This is a genomic window from Methylohalobius crimeensis 10Ki, assembly GCF_000421465.1.
In the GTDB taxonomy this organism is placed as follows: Bacteria; Pseudomonadota; Gammaproteobacteria; order Methylococcales; family Methylothermaceae; genus Methylohalobius; species Methylohalobius crimeensis.
The window spans coordinates 1,871,197-1,886,813 of record NZ_ATXB01000001.1; the positions used below are offsets into that span (position 1 = coordinate 1,871,197).

11 protein-coding genes and 1 other RNA gene are annotated in these 15,617 nt (G+C 59.5%); 10 read left to right on the forward strand and 2 right to left on the reverse strand.

What is annotated here, in order from left to right:
- Positions 1 to 180 precede the first annotated feature (180 nt).
- From H035_RS0109380 to H035_RS19030, 4 genes are all read left to right on the forward strand, one after another.
- Positions 181 to 777 carry a DNA polymerase ligase N-terminal domain-containing protein gene (locus H035_RS0109380; RefSeq protein WP_022948723.1) on the forward strand — a complete coding sequence of 199 codons (597 nt, stop codon included), beginning with the start codon at positions 181 to 183 and terminating at the stop codon, positions 775 to 777.
- A 317-nt stretch (positions 778 to 1,094) separates the two neighbouring features.
- Complete coding sequence (locus H035_RS0109385) at positions 1,095 to 1,427, forward strand: hypothetical protein (RefSeq protein ID WP_022948724.1); 333 nt, start codon at positions 1,095 to 1,097, stop codon at positions 1,425 to 1,427.
- A 262-nt stretch (positions 1,428 to 1,689) separates the two neighbouring features.
- On the forward strand, positions 1,690 to 4,374 hold the full coding sequence (locus H035_RS19025) for a cation-translocating P-type ATPase (RefSeq protein ID WP_022948725.1): 2,685 nt from the start codon (positions 1,690 to 1,692) through the stop codon (positions 4,372 to 4,374).
- 136 nt (positions 4,375 to 4,510) lie between these two features.
- Positions 4,511 to 7,189, forward strand: coding sequence for an AMP-binding protein (locus tag H035_RS19030; protein ID WP_022948726.1), 2,679 nt, complete (start codon positions 4,511 to 4,513; stop codon positions 7,187 to 7,189).
- Between the two features lie 55 nt (positions 7,190 to 7,244).
- Here H035_RS19030 and H035_RS0109400 read toward each other — a convergent pair whose 3' ends face one another.
- Both H035_RS0109400 and H035_RS0109405 read right to left on the reverse strand, forming a co-directional pair.
- Positions 7,245 to 9,680: a glycoside hydrolase family 31 protein gene (locus tag H035_RS0109400; RefSeq protein ID WP_026596460.1), complete on the reverse strand. Its 2,436-nt coding sequence runs from the start codon at positions 9,678 to 9,680 to the stop codon at positions 7,245 to 7,247.
- Positions 9,681 to 9,705: 25 nt separating this feature from the next.
- Positions 9,706 to 11,547: a patatin-like phospholipase family protein gene (locus tag H035_RS0109405; RefSeq protein ID WP_152486007.1), complete on the reverse strand. Its 1,842-nt coding sequence runs from the start codon at positions 11,545 to 11,547 to the stop codon at positions 9,706 to 9,708.
- Between the two features lie 176 nt (positions 11,548 to 11,723).
- Here H035_RS0109405 and H035_RS19035 point away from each other — a divergent pair, with 176 nt between their 5' ends.
- From H035_RS19035 to H035_RS0109430, 6 genes are all read left to right on the forward strand, one after another.
- A complete protein-coding gene (locus tag H035_RS19035) occupies positions 11,724 to 12,962 on the forward strand; it encodes a TlpA family protein disulfide reductase (RefSeq protein ID WP_022948729.1) in 1,239 nt (412 codons plus the stop codon).
- Positions 12,959 to 13,351 (forward strand): DoxX family protein, encoded by a 393-nt coding sequence (locus H035_RS0109415; RefSeq protein WP_022948730.1) that lies wholly within the window; start codon positions 12,959 to 12,961, stop codon positions 13,349 to 13,351. Before H035_RS19035 ends, H035_RS0109415 begins: the two co-directional genes overlap by 4 nt.
- A 13-nt stretch (positions 13,352 to 13,364) precedes the next feature.
- Complete coding sequence (locus tag H035_RS0109420) at positions 13,365 to 14,216, forward strand: pirin family protein (RefSeq protein WP_022948731.1); 852 nt, start codon at positions 13,365 to 13,367, stop codon at positions 14,214 to 14,216.
- A 172-nt stretch (positions 14,217 to 14,388) separates the two neighbouring features.
- Positions 14,389 to 14,753, forward strand: a transfer-messenger RNA (tmRNA) gene (ssrA, locus tag H035_RS21335).
- A 154-nt stretch (positions 14,754 to 14,907) separates the two neighbouring features.
- Positions 14,908 to 15,084, forward strand: coding sequence for an Arm DNA-binding domain-containing protein (locus H035_RS22180; protein ID WP_022948732.1), 177 nt, complete (start codon positions 14,908 to 14,910; stop codon positions 15,082 to 15,084).
- A gap of 138 nt (positions 15,085 to 15,222) precedes the next feature.
- Positions 15,223 to 15,555, forward strand: a complete 333-nt coding sequence (locus tag H035_RS0109430) for a hypothetical protein (RefSeq protein WP_022948733.1) — start codon at positions 15,223 to 15,225, stop codon at positions 15,553 to 15,555.
- Positions 15,556 to 15,617 lie beyond the last annotated feature (62 nt).

The window sequence follows — 15,617 nt, forward strand, 5'->3', positions numbered from 1 at the left end:
GAGACCAACCGGGCACAGCTTACGGCATCTGCTACCAACCATGCGTCAGCTTCCTCGATCCCTTGCATTGTTCGTACTTTACCTAAGAATTGAAAAATATCAATGATCTCCTTTTCCAACAGGTTTTAAATTTTTTCAGGCGATCGCTCCTTCAGGCATACCTTCCACCCAACCGCTGCCATGAAAGACAAGCTCCAAACGTATCGAAGCAAGCGCGATTTCCGCAAAACCAAGGAACCGGCGGGACGCATGATTCAACCGCAGGAGGGGAAACGCCGCTTCGTCATCCAGAAGCACGACGCTTCCAGTTTACACTACGATTTCCGCTTAGAATTCGGCGGCCTCCTGGTTTCTTGGGCGATCCCCAAGGGTCTTTCCACCGATCCTCGGGAAAAGCGTCTCGCCATCCAAACCGAAGATCATCCGCTGGAATACATCGATTTCGAAGGGGTTATTCCCGATGGCGAGTACGGCGCAGGCACGGTGCTGGTCTGGAATACCGGAAGCTATCGCAACCTGAAAGCCAACCGGGACCCACACGATCAGAGCATGGAAAAAGCCTTAGACAACGGGCTGATCGAGGTCTGGCTGGAAGGCGAGAAGCTTCAGGGCGGATACGCGCTGAAGCTTCTCGAAGGTGGAAAGAAACCCCGTTGGCTTATTATCAAGATGAACGATGAACACGCCGATGCGAGGCGGCGTCCTACAAGCACCGAGCCCGCTTCGGTCAAAACAGGCCGAGATCTCGACCAAATCTCCAAAGAAGAGACTCAATAAATCACTGGCAGGACATAGTAAATCGAAACCAAAGCAAAAACCCGCCCGCCTGTCCCAAGCGGCGAAGATATGAAAAACATCAATACTCTTTGCAAAAAACAAAAAATTGGGTCTGAAAAACCTCCTTCAACCCTCAATAAAACGCTTTGTTATTTATCAATTTCAAGCAACTTAATTCAAAAATATGGAAGAAATAAATTGATATTTTTCAATTTTAAATATTCACTTCATAAGAAAAATCTTGCAATAAAAAAATCATCTTGCATTCAGCGGGTAACGATGTCATTCTAAAAATACATCCACACAGGAGAGACGTTATGCTAAAAGCTACATTATATAGTTTTCTGACAGCAGTCTTTCTCGTATTGGTTTCACCTTCCACGCTAGTCGCCCAGGAGATGAAAACCGAAGCAATGCAGCAAGAGGAGGTGTTTTCTCAACCGGTTGAAGAACTGACTAAAGGGGAAAAGAAAGACGAAGATTATATCCCCGTCTATTCCCATATTTATGGCGCTCAATTTATGACTGAGCAGGAGCGCTGCGAATACTTGTTAAAGTTGGACGGCATGAAAACCAGGGAAGAGCGCGACGCTTTTCGGGAACAACATCATAAGAAAATTGATGAACTTCGCAAACGAATGGGAGGTTAAAACTTCGTTTGTCTAAATATACGCGTAGATTCTAGCAATTTATACATGCCATAAAATCAGGGCGCAGATCTCTTTAATAGAGACATACAACCCGCTTTTTCATAGCGGGTTTTTTGTGAGTCATGAAAAATATCGAGTTACCGCTGGTATTGTCAACAATGGGAACCGAGTGGACATTCAAACAAACCGGCGTCAATATAGCCTTCCTTCCAGCAAACCAGAATAGCGTGAATCGAAATCACCGCGAGGCTATCGCAGATACATGACTGAACCCTATCAACAGTCAGTCGAGGAAGTCCTTGAACAGCAGAAAACCTCTGCAGATTCCGGGCTGTCCCCTGCCGAAACTCGCCGTCGACGCCGCCATTACGGTCCAAACCGTCTTCGCAAGACCGCCGTGCGTCCGACCTGGCGCATTCTTATCGACCAGCTCAAGAGCATCGTCGTCCTGTTGCTTTTAAGCGCTTCGGCCGCAGCGGCTGTTTTCGGTCACAACGTCGAGGCGGTAGCCATCGGGGTGACGGTGCTCATCAACACGCTGATCGGATTCGGCATGGAGCTCCGAGCCACCCGGGCCATGGAAGCCCTGCAGCGCATGGGCAAAATGACGGCCCGGGTACGGCGCGGCGGGAGAATCCAGGAAATCGAGGCCGACGCCCTGGTACCCGGCGATATCGTGCTGTTGGAAGCGGGAGACATGGTCGCCGCCGATCTGCGCCTACTCGAGGCCAATGAGCTGCAATGCGACGAAGCCGCCTTGACCGGCGAATCCGTCGCCACCGACAAGCAGATGGACCCACTGCCTGAACGAGAGATTCCTCTGGGCGAAAGAAACAATATGGCCTACAAAGGCACCGCCGTAACCCAGGGTTCCGGGAGCGGCGTGGCGGTGGCCACGGGCATGGAAACGGAATTGGGGCATATCTCCCGCTTGGTGGAGGAAGCCGAGCAGGCGGTCACCCCGCTGGAAAAGCGGCTGGATACGCTGGGTCGGGGACTCATCTGGCTGACCCTGGTCATCGCGATGGCGGTGATGGGCGTCGGTTTTATCGCGCATAAAAATCCGCTGGTTATGTTGGAAACGGCCCTCGCCCTGGCCATCGCCGCCGTGCCCGAAGGACTGCCAGTGGTAGCCACCCTGGCTTTGGCTCAGGGAATGCGACGGATGGCGCGGCGCAATGCCGTGGTAAAGCGGCTCTCCGCCGTGGAGACCCTGGGCGCGGCGAATCTCATTTTTACCGACAAGACCGGCACCCTGACCGAAAACCATATGACCGTCGCCCATCTCGCATTGGCACGCGGAACGTTGACTGTCGAGGACAACCACGGCACCGGATTCGTCCTCGACGGCAAGCGGCTTACTCCCGCCCATACGCCCGAACTGCAAGCGGCATTGGAAATCGGGGCTTTGTGCAACAACGCCAGCGTGGAAGAAGATCCCCCGGTGGGCGACCCCACCGAAGTCGCCCTGCTGGAAGCGGCGGCCAAGGCAAACATTACCCGGGAAGACCTGCTCGAGAAGTCCCCCGAAGCGCGCGAGGTAAGCTTCGATCCCGATATCAAGATGATGGCGACCTTTCATCACCAAGACGGCGGCTACCGAGTGGCCGTGAAAGGCGCGCCGGAGGCGGTCATCGATCTCTGTTCCCGGGTACTGACGCCGGAGGGAGAAATGGAACTCGACGACAGCGCCCGCGAGCGCTGGCATGAACGCAGTGACACGCTGGCTTCGGAAGGACTGCGCATCTTAACCCTGGCGCAAAAATCGGTCGATGACGAACAGACGGAGCCTTACCAAGATCTCACTCTACTGGGCTTGGCCGGTCTCTACGACCCGCCTCGCGCCGGAATCCAAAGCACCATCTCCCAATGCCAGGCCGCGGGTGTCCGCGTCGTGATGGGCACGGGGGACCATGCCGCCACCGCCCGCGCCATCGCCACGGAAATCGGTTTGGCCGGCGATAAAAACGCGCCCGTGGAAGCCGCTCAGCTCAAGAACCTGGATTCGCTCGTGGATGACGAACGCGATGCCCTCCTGAAACGCTCGGTATTCGCCCGCATCAGTCCGGAGCAAAAACTGGATCTCATCCGTCTTTATCAGGACACCGGCTGGGTGGTGGCCATGACCGGCGACGGGGTCAACGACGCTCCCGGACTCAAGAAAGCGGATATCGGCATCGCCATGGGCAAGCGCGGCACCGAAGTGGCACGCGAAGCCGCCGACATGGTGCTGAAAGACGACGCCTTCGCCACCATCGTCGCGGCCATCGAGCACGGTCGCACCATTTTCCAGAACATTCGCCGCTTCATCGTCTATTTACTGTCGGGCAACCTTGGAGAAGTGATGGCCATCTCCGCCGCGGGGCTTGCCGCCGCGCCGCTTCCCATGCTGCCGCTGCAGATTCTCTACATCAATTTCGTCTGCGACGTTCTGCCGGCCCTCGCCCTAGGCCTGAGTCCCGGCGAAATCGACGTCATGCGAAAACCGCCGCGCGACCCCGGCGAACCCATATTGCTGCGCCGTCATTGGGTCGCCATTATCGGCTATGGGGCATTCATCGCGGTTGCGGTGCTGGGCGCCTTCGCCGTCGCCCTTGAAATGTTGCATTACGAAGCAGGCCAGGCGGTCACCATCGGCTTTCTCTGTTTCGGCTTCGCTCGGTTATGGCATATCTTCAATATGCGCAGTCCCGACTCCCCCACCTTTCTCAACGAAGTGACTTGCAACCGCTTTGTGTGGGTTTCCATCGCGGTCGGAATCGGTCTACTGCTCGCCGCCACCTATGTTCCCGTCCTCGCCAAGATCCTGTCGGTGCATGCCCCGGGCAGGGAGGGATGGTTGTTGAGTCTGTCTTTTTCAGTGCTCCCCCTCATACTCGTGCAACCCCTGAAGTGGAGCGGTTTGCTGTGGGAAACCCATGCCACCGGAAAGCATCGATTGGATTGAATTGCGAAATTTCATTGTCCCTTGCGGTATAGTCGCTAATATGGCGATCAATGGAAAAGCGACAACCGCCGGACAGTTTTTTCTTTCCCTTCACCCCCGCCGATCGTCCAAGGTGTGATGTGGGGAGCCGTCGGATATGACACGCGCCAAGTTCGATACACTGATCGATACGCTTGAGAGGCGAGGCGATCAAGCGCTGGTTCAGGTATTCACCGCGGCAGAGACGGAAAAATGGTCGTATCGCCGTGTTGGTGAGCAAATACAGGCACTCGCCCGCGGATTGCGTGAACGTATCGAACCGGGCGAAGCCGTGGCGTTGCTCGGCACCACCCGCCCGGAGTGGATCGTCGCCGCATTCGCCGTCTTGCGCGCCGGCGGCGTGGTCACGCCTCTGGACACCCAACTCGCCGACGATACGCTGAGGTACCTGCTGAAGGACAGCGGCGCGCGCTGGGTATTCACGACCGCCGAGCATCGGGAACGCGTGGGCGCGGCCGCGCCGGAGGCCCGGATCGTATTGCTGGATGCCGGCGCAGAGGATCGAAATAGTTGGCGCGCGCTCGCCGGCGGTGCAGTCGCTCTGCCCGAAAACCACGCCGACGACCCGGCGGCGCTGTTCTATACCTCAGGCACCACCGGTCTCCCCAAAGGGGTGCCGCTCAGCCATCGCAATCTGGAATTCCAATTGGACGTTTTGGCCCAAGCCGGAATAGCGCTGGCGAACGACCGCGTGTTGCTGCCCCTGCCCCTGCATCATGTCTACCCCTTTGTGGTGGGTTTGCTGACGCCTATTTCGCTGAACCTGACCCTGATTCTGCCTTATGCGCTGACCGGTCCCCAGCTGGTCCGCGCGATACGCGAGGGCGAAGTCACCGTCGTCATCGGCGTACCGCGGCTCTATGCCGCCATGTTCGAAGGCATCGCCGCCCGCGCCGCGGGCACCGGCCGGATCGCCAGCGCGACTTTTCAGGGACTGTTGCGGCTCAGCCGAACCATTCGGCGAAACTTCGGCCTGCGGCTCGGAAAAAAATTGCTGTATCCCCTTCACCGCCAAATGGGAACCCAACTGCGAGTATTGGCTTCCGGCGGCGCCGCGCTCGACCCGGATTTGGCCTGGAACCTGGAATCCCTGGGATGGCAGGTGGCGGTCGGCTACGGTTTGACCGAGACCGCGCCAATACTCACCATCGCCCCGCCGAACCGGACTCGGCCCGGCGCCGTCGGCCAACCCGTGCCGGGAATAGAGCTGCGCATCGATCGGAAGGCCGCCGCGGCCAAGGCGATCACCGGCAACGAAGGCGAAATCCAGGTCCGCGGACCGAATGTATTCACGGGCTATCGCAATCGGCCGGAGGAAACCCGCGAAGCGTTCAGCCCCGACGGCTGGTTTCGCACCGGCGATCTGGGCTGGCTGGACGAGGACGGCTATCTGCACATCACCGGCCGACTGTCGACGCTGATCGTCACCGAAGGGGGCGAGAACATTCAGCCCGACGATCTGGAAGCCCGCTACGCGGCCCATCCAGCCGTCGAGGAGATCGGTATCCTCCAGCACGAGGGCCGTTTGGCGGCGCTCGTGCTACCCGCCAAGGCGAACGCCGACGAACCGGAGCATCGAGTTCGGGAGGCGATCGGCGAAATCGCCGCCAAACGGCCCTCCTATCAGCGACTCGTCGATATCGTGCTGACGCGGAAACCGCTGCCTCGCACCCGACTCGGAAAGATCAAGCGGGACGAACTCGTGCAGCGCTTCCAAGAGGCGCGCGCGGCGGGCGTCGAACCGCCAGAAACCGCCCCCCTCGCCCTCGAGGAAATGGCCGCCGAGGATCGCAATCTGCTCGAACTGCCCGCTGCGCGCGCTACCTGGCAATGGTTGGCGGAACGCTATCCCAAACAGGGGCTCACCCCCGATACCCGCCTGCAGCTGGAGTTGGGGGTGGATTCGCTGGAATGGCTCAACTTGACCATGGAAATCGGCCAACGCACCGGGATCGAACTGGATGACGAAGCCATCGGCCGCATCGAGACGGTACGCGATCTCCTGCGGGAAGTGTTGAACGCCGCCGGCCGGCGCGAGCAGTTGGTCGACCCGCTCGCAGCCCCTGAACGAGCCCTCGACGCGGCACACCGTCGCTGGCTCCGTCCACGCGGCCTTCTCTTGCGCCCTCTGGCCATCGGTTTGCATGCACTCATCCGATGGCTCATGCACGGTCTCTTCCGGCTGCAGGTGTTCGATCGACAACGACTGCCCGAATCAGGACCGCTGGTGCTGATCTGCAACCACGCCAGCTATCTGGATCCTTTCGCCGTGGCGGCGGCATTGCCGTGGTCCCGTTTACACGCTTTGTATTGGGGCGGCTGGACAGGGGTGGCGTTTACCAATCCTTTGACCCGTTTCGGCAGTCGTGTCGCGCAAATCATTCCCATCGATCCGAAACAGGGCGTACGCGCCAGCCTGGCGCTCGCCGCCGCCGTACTCGCGCGCGACCGCGGCCTGATCTTGTTTCCCGAAGGCCAGCGCTCGCCGAGTGGTCAGCTGCAGCCGTTCCGCCCGGGCATCGGTATGCTGCTGGAACGCTATCCCGTCCCGGTGATGGTCGCCTCTATTCGCGGCAGCCACGAAGCGTGGCCGCCGGATCGAAACCTCCCGCGCCTGCACCCCCTGACGATACACTTCGGCGAAGTACTCGATCCACGCCGACTCGCCCAACAAGGCCGCGGGGATAACGCCGCGGAAAGGATCGTCGATGCCCTGACTCAGCACATGCGCGAATTGATAAACGGGGCAGATCGACAGCAAGAAGGATTATCGTAAGACTCGGGACACGAACTCTGGACCGTGCCGAACGATTCGAACCATGCCGCGCTCCTCATCCAGCAGATCCGAAGCACACTTCGACGGTGGCGGCACCTGCTTGTTCGGATAACCGGAGAACGAGTCGATCGCCATCACTTCGGTAGCGGTCGAACGTCTCGCCGTTTATTTTGACACCGCCGATGCTTGGCATTCCCGGCAGTTCCAAGCGAATCTCACGTCTTTCGGGCACGAAAGTCCCTTCGCGCGCTCCCAGGCGAATGGTTACCCCGTCGCCGGTCTCGCAGGAGATCGAGCGACGGGCATACGCTCCCTTCCGGTAACCGAAACCGTCCCCCGCATCCTCATAAAGAGCGAACTCGCCTCGTCCTTCCGCCGGATAGATCAGCAAAGTGAGCGGATCGATGGGCCGCTCACCGGTATGGCTCATCGACGGCCCCAGGGGCAGCGGTGTGTTGGCCTTGACATAAAGCGCCGGCTGCCCCAGGGGGGCATGGGCGAGTATATGGGCCGGACCGTCGAAGCGTTCGCCGGTCCAGTAGTGAAACCAGGTGCCCGCAGGCAGATAGACGTAGCGGTATTCCACCCCGGGGCGGGTGACGGGGGCGACGAGCAAGGCGCTGCCGAGGAGGAATTGGTCGTCCATGGCATCGCTCGTCGGGTCGTCCGGATATTCGAAGAGCAAGGGGCGCAGGATCGGGGCGCCGGTCCGGTGACATTCCTCAAAAAGGGTATAAAGATAGGGGATCAACCGCATTCGGAGCTGGATCATCTTGCGGCAAACCGACTGGCAGGGTTCCCCGAATGCCCAAGGTTCCTGGGGAATCGTTCCCTTGGCGGAATGATTGCGGCAAAAGGGCTGAAACACGCCGAATTCGGTGAAACGCGCCAGTAGCTCGCCGTTGCAGTCGTCGTAGAAACCGCCGATATCCACTCCCGCCCAGGCCGCCCCGGAAAGACCGAGGTTTTGCAGCTGCGGTAGGGCCATGGCCAAATGTTCCCACCAGGAAGAGTTGTCCCCGGTCCACAATAAAGCGTGACGCTGAACCCCGGCATATCCCGAGCGGGTGAGCACGAAGGGACGGGATTGGGGGCGCAGCCGCCGGATTCCCTCGTGGGCGGCGCGGGCCATCAGGGTGCCGTAGAGGTTGTGGACCTGACGGTGCAGGCGTGGCTTGCCGTCGCCGGGATGGACCACATCGGGCGGCATGGTTGCCCGCTCCGGAATGCCCAACGCCGGCTCGTTCATGTCACACCAGATGCCGGCAACGCCCGCATCCAGGAGCGCCGCGTGATGCCGGCCCCACCATTCCCGGACCCGCCGGCCGGTAAAGTCGGGAAACGCGCACAGACCCGGCCAGACCGTGTTGCGGTATTCCTCGCCCTCGAAGGTCTGGCAATAGAAATCCTTGTCCCGACCTTCCGTATAAACCGGATAGTCCTCGTCCACCTTCACCCCGGGATCGACGATGGCGACCACTCGAAAACCGTCCTTGCGGAGCTCGGAAATCAGGGTCTTGGGATTTGGAAAACGGTCCCGGTCCCAGGTGAACACCCGATAACCGTCCATGTAGTCGATGTCCAGATGAATGACGTCGCACGGAATATCCCGGTCTCGGAACTCCCGCGCCACCCGGCGTACATGGGGTTCGTCGCGGTAACTCCAGCGAGATTGCTGGTTGCCCAACGCCCACAAGGGCGGCATGGGGATGCGGCCGGTGAGCTCGGTATAGCGCGCCAGAACCGCCCGAGGGGTGGGGCCGCAAAAGACGTAATAGATCAGGTTTCCGCCCGTCGCCTCGAAGCAGGAGAGATCGGCATTCGTCCTGGCCAAGTCGAATACCGCCCGGTGGGTATTATCGAACAGCAGACCGTGGGCCGCCCCCTCTTGGAGGGAGAACACAAAGGGAATGGACACGTAAAGATTATTGAAGGAAGGCGCGTGTCCGGCCGGCGGGTCGATATTCCAGAAAAGCGGGCGCGAGCCGGTCTTCTCCAGCCCTCCGGTGCGCTCCCCGCAACCGAAATAGCGTTCGCCCCGCCCGCGCCGCTTGTACACTCGAACGACAGCTTCCGGCGCGCATAAGCCGATGGCCGGCTCATCGCGCCCGGCAAACCCCATCCCCAGCCTCTCGTCGTCGGCGGCGAAAACCCGTCCTGACGGATCGCTGAAGCGAATCCGCAGCGGATTCAGGGAGATGCGGGCCGTCGCCTTCGAAGTCGATAGGCTGAGATTTCCGGCTTGTTCGGCCACGGATACTTCGATAGGGTCCCACGCCGTTTTGGCCACCGCCTCCGAATCGTATTCGACGGACTTGCCATGCGGGAATGCCCCCACCCGAAACAGATCCTCGGCCAGGGCCGCGATTTCCACCGTGGTGGCGCCGACTTTCAGGCGCAGGGTAGCGCCATTTCGCCCCAGAATTTCCGCCGTTCCCAAGGGCTCGTAACCGTCCCCGGCTCGCGGCCATTTAGAATGCGCTTCCGTCAATTTTTTTCCTCCCCCATGCGGTCGTTCACGGTTGTCCACGTTCGCGAAGAATCTGCTGAATCGCCGGCAAGACTTCCTCGGCGGCCCGCTCCCCCCGCTCCACCAGTTCGTCCATCCGCCCGAAATCGGCGGCCGAGAACGAGCCCACCGGCGGCTGCACGCTGGCGTCCGCCAGAGCCAAGTTGGTGAGGGTCCGTTCGCGCGCCCCCACATCCAGAGAACGCAAGACGATCCGGATGATCGACGGCGTCAAATGTCGGCGCAGATGCTCGAACTGGCCGGCCCATCCTCCCATCCGATCGACGGGTGAAAAATCCGGCATCGCCTCCACCTTGGCGGAGGTAGCCACCGCCACGACGATGTCCGCCCCCTCGCGCCGCAGAATATCGGTGGGAAGCGGGTTGACGATCCAACCGTCCACCAGCAAATGATCGTCCACTCTCACCGGCGGAAACACCGCCGGGACGGCGCTGGTGGCATCCAGTATCTGCCAGAGGCGCCCGCTTCCGAACGCCACCTCCCGCCCGGACATCAAATCGGCGGTCACCGCCCAAAACGGAATCGGCAAATGCTCGATATTCGCATCGCCGATATATTGGCGAATCAGCGCCCGCTTTTTCGTGCCGCGCAGCAAAGCGGTCGCCGGAATGCCGTAATCGAGCAAAAGCCGCCGCGAATGCCGCGCCAGGTGCCGAAAATCGGTCAAGAGCTTGTCGTTTCCGTGACCCTGGGCATACAGGCCACCGACAATGGCCCCCATGCTGGTACCGGCGATGAGATCGAATTCCAATCCGGCGCGCTCGAAACACCGCAAGGCGCCGAGATGGGCCAGGGCCTTGGCCCCGCCCGCGCTCAAGGCCAAACCCAGCCGGCACCCCAGGATTTGGCGGGCGAAACGGCGGAGCGTGCGGGCGGCGGGGCTTCGGGGAGCCAGTTGGAGAATCGGCACGGAATCCAGCAGCGCCGATTCCAGAACCACGGTATCGGTCATGCGATCTGCGAGATGCGACCTTCGCCCCGGAGAGGCGCCCCCCATGGATGGATCGCATGAAATGGCGGTCCAGCATTTTTTCGCTTTCATCTTTTCCAGCCACTTTTCCCCCTCCCTGTCCAGCGACCAAACCGTCTCGGCCTTTCGGAGCCAATCTCCCGCCCGGGGGTCGATGGCCGAAAGACGGAGAATCACCAGCGAGTAGCTGGCTCGAAGCGCATCGAGATCGGCAAAGTCATCATCGGCGAGAATCGATATCCCCTCACACCCGCCGGCGGGTAGGACAGATGGGAGGGTCGGAAGCGCCGCCCCATCGACGATGGCCACCCGAATCGCGCCCACGCTTGCCAGCGCGGCGGCCAGATTCAAGACCAGCCGCGCCTCTTGGAGGTTGGGATGTCCGCTCACCGCCGCAATCACGCCGGGATGGGCTCGCCGAGGCTGAAACAGCGTCTGCATGCGGAGGCGGTGGCTCAGATAATAGCTGATCCCCAGCGCGACGGTGGGGGCTTGCTGCAATAGCCGATAAAAATCGGATCGCGCAATGGTTAGGAGATTAACCTCCGTGGCGGCCGCCGCGGTGGCCGAACGGGGTTCTCCGGTGAGCAAAGCCATCTCGCCGAACCAATCCCCCGCTCCCAGTTCGTTGACCACCGGTTCGCCCTGCTCCCTCGGTCCAAGCAGGCGGATTTTCCCATTTACGATCAGGTAAAATTCTTCCCCGTGCTCGCCGATGCGAAACAGCACTTCACCGGCTTGCAGTAGGCGGCGGTGCGCGCGGCTGCCGAGCTGATGGAGGATTTCCGTGGCCAATCCGGCCAGCAGCGGAGAGCGCCGCAAGCTGGCAAGCAGGTCGGAATCGACAGGAGTAGACACGCTCAAACCCAGGACGGTATTTTGAACTTCAAGGAAAATCGATTAGCCATACCCATACATCCACACATCCTCGGCACACAATCGTGATTGAACCACTTTCGGCGTTAAATAAACAGACCGAGCAAACACTTCGAGCAGGCAGGATATACCCATGCTCCCGCGCCCTGCTCATTGGCTTGCTCACTTGGCTTTCCTTCTGGATTCCGCCTGCTGTCGCCCAGCCCTCCTATCCTTGGACCGTTCCGGATGCCCACGGCAATCCCCGGGTGCAGTTGTGGTTCTTTTGGTCCTCCCACTGCCCCCACTGCCTGGAAGCACGCCCTCACGTGGTGAAAATGGCCAAGGAAAATTCCTGGCTGATCCTCCACGACATGAATCTCACCGGTCACCCCGAGTATATGCGGCGTTATATGGCCATGGCCGCCGCCCTGAACCGAAAGGCCCAGTCCGTCCCCGCTTTCATCTTCTGCGGAGAAATGCACGCGGGGTGGGGAAGACCGGAAACCACCGGCGCCATGCTCCTCGAGCGGCTTACCCAATGCCGACAGCGCACCCTCGCCGGACGGCCGGATGCAGCCACGACGGAGGCGGAGAACCGCTTGGATTTACCTTGGATCGGTGAGGTGGATGCAGGCACCCTCTCCCTGCCCGTCCTCACCCTGGTAATCGCCGGCCTGGATGCGTTCAATCCGTGCGCGTTCTTCGTGCTCTTGTTTCTGCTGTCCCTGCTGGTGCATCTTCGGGACCGACGCCGAATGCTCCTGATCGGCGGGCTCTTCGTGCTGATCTCGGGAGTCATGTATTTCGCTTTCATGGCCGCCTGGCTGACCCTGTTCCGAATCATGGGTGGGTTGCCCTGGGTCACCGCGGCCGCAGGCGTACTAGCGGTCTTCATCGGCAGCGTCAACGTGAAGGACTTTTTCGCCTTCCAGCAGGGACTGTCCTTATCCATTCCCGAATCGCGCAAGGCGGACATCTTTCGCCGAGGCCGAGAAGTCCTTTCCGCCGGCAACCTACCCGCCATGTTAGGGGCCACTGTCATTCTGGCCGTCGCCGCCAATTTCTACGAGCTTCTGTGCACGGCGGGCTTTCCCATGGTCTATACCCGGCTGCTTACCTTGCAAGTGAAAAACGGTGTCGAACATTTTTTCTGGCTCGTCTTCTACAACCTGATTTATATTCTTCCCCTACTGTTGATCGTTCTGGTCTTCGTTCATACCATGGGAACTCGGAAGCTCTCCGAACGGGAAGGTCGTCTGCTGAAGCTCTTTTCCGGACTGATGATGCTTGGACTGGGCCTGTTGCTGTTGACGGCACCGGAACGACTCGACAATCTTGCCATTGCATTCGGTATCCTTGGCGGAGCGGCACTCATCACCGCTCTCGCCGCACAATTTCAAAGGAGCACGTCATGAACGAAACCCTCCATAAATCCACCGATCTTATCGGCCGCATTTTCATGGCGGTCATCTTCCTGACCGCCGGCCTGGGCAAAATCGGCGGCTACGCCGCCACCCAAGCCTACATGGAATCCGTCGGGGTGCCCGGCATGTTTCTGCCGCTGGTGATCCTGATCGAGGCGGGCGGCGCCCTCGCCCTCATCGTCGGCTGGCAAACCCGTATCGCGGCCCTGGTTTTGGCGGGCTTCAGCGTGCTATCGGCGCTGCTGTTCCACGCCGATTTCGGAGAAAAGATGCAGATGATCCAGTTTCAAAAGAATATCGCCATCGCGGGCGGATTCCTGATTCTGGCCCTCCACGGCCCCGGCTCTTGGAGCCTGGACGCTTACCGGAACCGCGCTTGACGGGGGTCGACTTATGGGTACACGCAGACTTTCCAAGGTAATTCCCTCCCGGGCCACTTCCGACGGTGCCGGGGTCAAACTGCGACGCAGCCTGGGCAGCTCCCAACTGCGGCACGACCCTTTTCTATTGCTGGACGAGTTCTTCTCCGACGACCCGCAGGACTACATCCGCGGCTTCCCGCCCCACCCCCACCGCGGTTTCGAAACCGTCACCTACATGCTCGACGGCCACATGCGCCATGAAGACAGCGTCGGCAATCGCGGCGACTTGGGTCCCGGCGACGTCCAATGGATGACCGCCGGACGCGGCATCGTCCACTCGGAAATGCCGCAGCAGAAACAAGGCCGGATGCGCGGTTTCCAGCTCTGGATCAACCTACCCGCCGCGGAAAAAATGAAACCGGCGAGCTATCGCGATATTCCATCCCACGAGATCCCCACTGTGGCGCTGGAATCCGGCGGCGAAGTCCGGGTGATCGCCGGCACGTTCATTCCCGGTGAACAAGGCGTCTCCGGCCCCATTCAAGGCTTGACCACGGATCCCCTGTTTCTCGACGTCCACCTGCCGGCGGAGGCCGGCTTAGAAGTCCCGGTGAATCCCGGCTATAACGCTTTCATTTATCTCTACGACGGACAGACCACCATTGGCGACGACGAGCAATCGTTACCGGAGCATTCCGCGGGGCTCCTGAGCGACGGCGACGAAATTCACGTCCGGGCCGGACCGAACGGCGCTTGCTTCCTGCTGCTCGCGGGAAAGCCCTTGGGCGAACCCGTTGTCCAATCCGGACCATTCGTGATGAATACCCGCGAAGAAACCGAACAGGCTTTGGCCGATTACCGAAACGGAACCCTGACCGGCTGATACTGTCTGATTTATTCAGTTCCCGAGACGCTCGGGCCACTTATATCAATTGATTCGAAATCCGATCATTTGCTATGATGAACTGTCAATTTCGGGAGGGATGAAAAACCGCTTCAAGGCTGAAAACCTTGGAACTTTTCCGATAGACGCAAGTCTATATAAACGTACCAGAGGGGGCGATCTGGCTTCGACGCGGGTCGCGAAACCTACAGGTGCATGCCGAGGTGCAGAATACCTCGTAAAACCATCTGCAAACTCTATAGTTGCCAACGACGACAACTACGCACTCGCTGCTTAAAACCCAGTAGGGTGCCATCTGACCGGAGCCGTGCTTGTGCGTCCGGATTTCAGGTGTCATATCTCACAAGATCGCGGTGAATCGCGTCCGGCGCGGATCCGTTAAAACCTATACCGGACTCGCCGTTTGTTTTCCCCGCCGTTCGGGTAGCAAACGGTTAAATGAATAGAACGGACAAGCATGTAGAGCCTGAGGCGGAGGATTCGCGGACGGGGGTTCAATTCCCCCCGCCTCCACCATTAGCACTTCCGAATACACCCGATAAAGCCTTACATCCCGCCGCGTTGCGGGCTTTTTCATTCCTACCAATTCCGACGAAATCCGGTGAAAGCAACCACGCTTCTGTGGTATTTTCGCGTGGCAACATGCCCCATTGAATCGGAGTTACCCCACATGGCCAAACTATCAGACGCCAAGATCAAAAACGCCAAGCCGGGAGACAAGCTGTATAAGCTCTACGACGAGAAAGGCTTGTTCATTATCGTAACCCCGAGCGATTTCTTCAGTCGAGTCTTGGCCATTACCGAATGGCAGGCGTTGGTCTCGGACGAGCATTCAAAAGCTTCGTGAAGAAAGACGGCAGCGGGCCGGACAAGCCGCCGGGACGGCGACTCGGCCAATACGCCGTCACCTGGCAAGACGGCAAATCCGTCGTTAAGGGCGAGGATGCGCCGAGCGCGAATGACAATGGTCATTGAAAGACATCATATGAAACAGATGAAACCGTTTACCGGAAAGTGGCGCATCGCCGAGATGGAGGTGTGGGACCAGGATTATGTGGATATGGAGGTGCCGGGTTACATCCGAATCGACTCGGAAGGGACCGGACAGTTTCAGTTCGGGCTGGTATCCGGAGATATCGACGGCCGGGTGGAGCAATACGGCAATGCTTCACGTTTTGAGTTCTCCTGGTCTGGACAGGATGAAAACGATCCGGTCTGCGGCCGAGGTTGGGCGGTCATTGAAAATGGCGAGTTGAAAGGCCGCATCTATATGCATTTGGCTGACGATTCGGCCTTTCAGGCCATCAAGAGCAAATAACGGGGCCTATGAAAATCGAACAAGTACCATCGCGGGCATGCGGTGGAAATTTGTGAAGATGG

Coding starts and splice junctions, on each gene's coding strand:
- H035_RS0109380 (WP_022948723.1), top strand. CDS start 181: ATGAAAGACAAGCTCCAAACGTATCGAAGCAAGCGCGATTTCCGCAAA.
- H035_RS0109385 (WP_022948724.1), top strand. CDS start 1,095: ATGCTAAAAGCTACATTATATAGTTTTCTGACAGCAGTCTTTCTCGTA.
- H035_RS19025 (WP_022948725.1), top strand. CDS start 1,690: ATGACTGAACCCTATCAACAGTCAGTCGAGGAAGTCCTTGAACAGCAG.
- H035_RS19030 (WP_022948726.1), top strand. CDS start 4,511: ATGACACGCGCCAAGTTCGATACACTGATCGATACGCTTGAGAGGCGA.
- H035_RS0109415 (WP_022948730.1), top strand. CDS start 12,959: ATGAACGAAACCCTCCATAAATCCACCGATCTTATCGGCCGCATTTTC.
- H035_RS0109420 (WP_022948731.1), top strand. CDS start 13,365: ATGGGTACACGCAGACTTTCCAAGGTAATTCCCTCCCGGGCCACTTCC.
- H035_RS22180 (WP_022948732.1), top strand. CDS start 14,908: ATGGCCAAACTATCAGACGCCAAGATCAAAAACGCCAAGCCGGGAGAC.
- H035_RS0109430 (WP_022948733.1), top strand. CDS start 15,223: ATGAAACAGATGAAACCGTTTACCGGAAAGTGGCGCATCGCCGAGATG.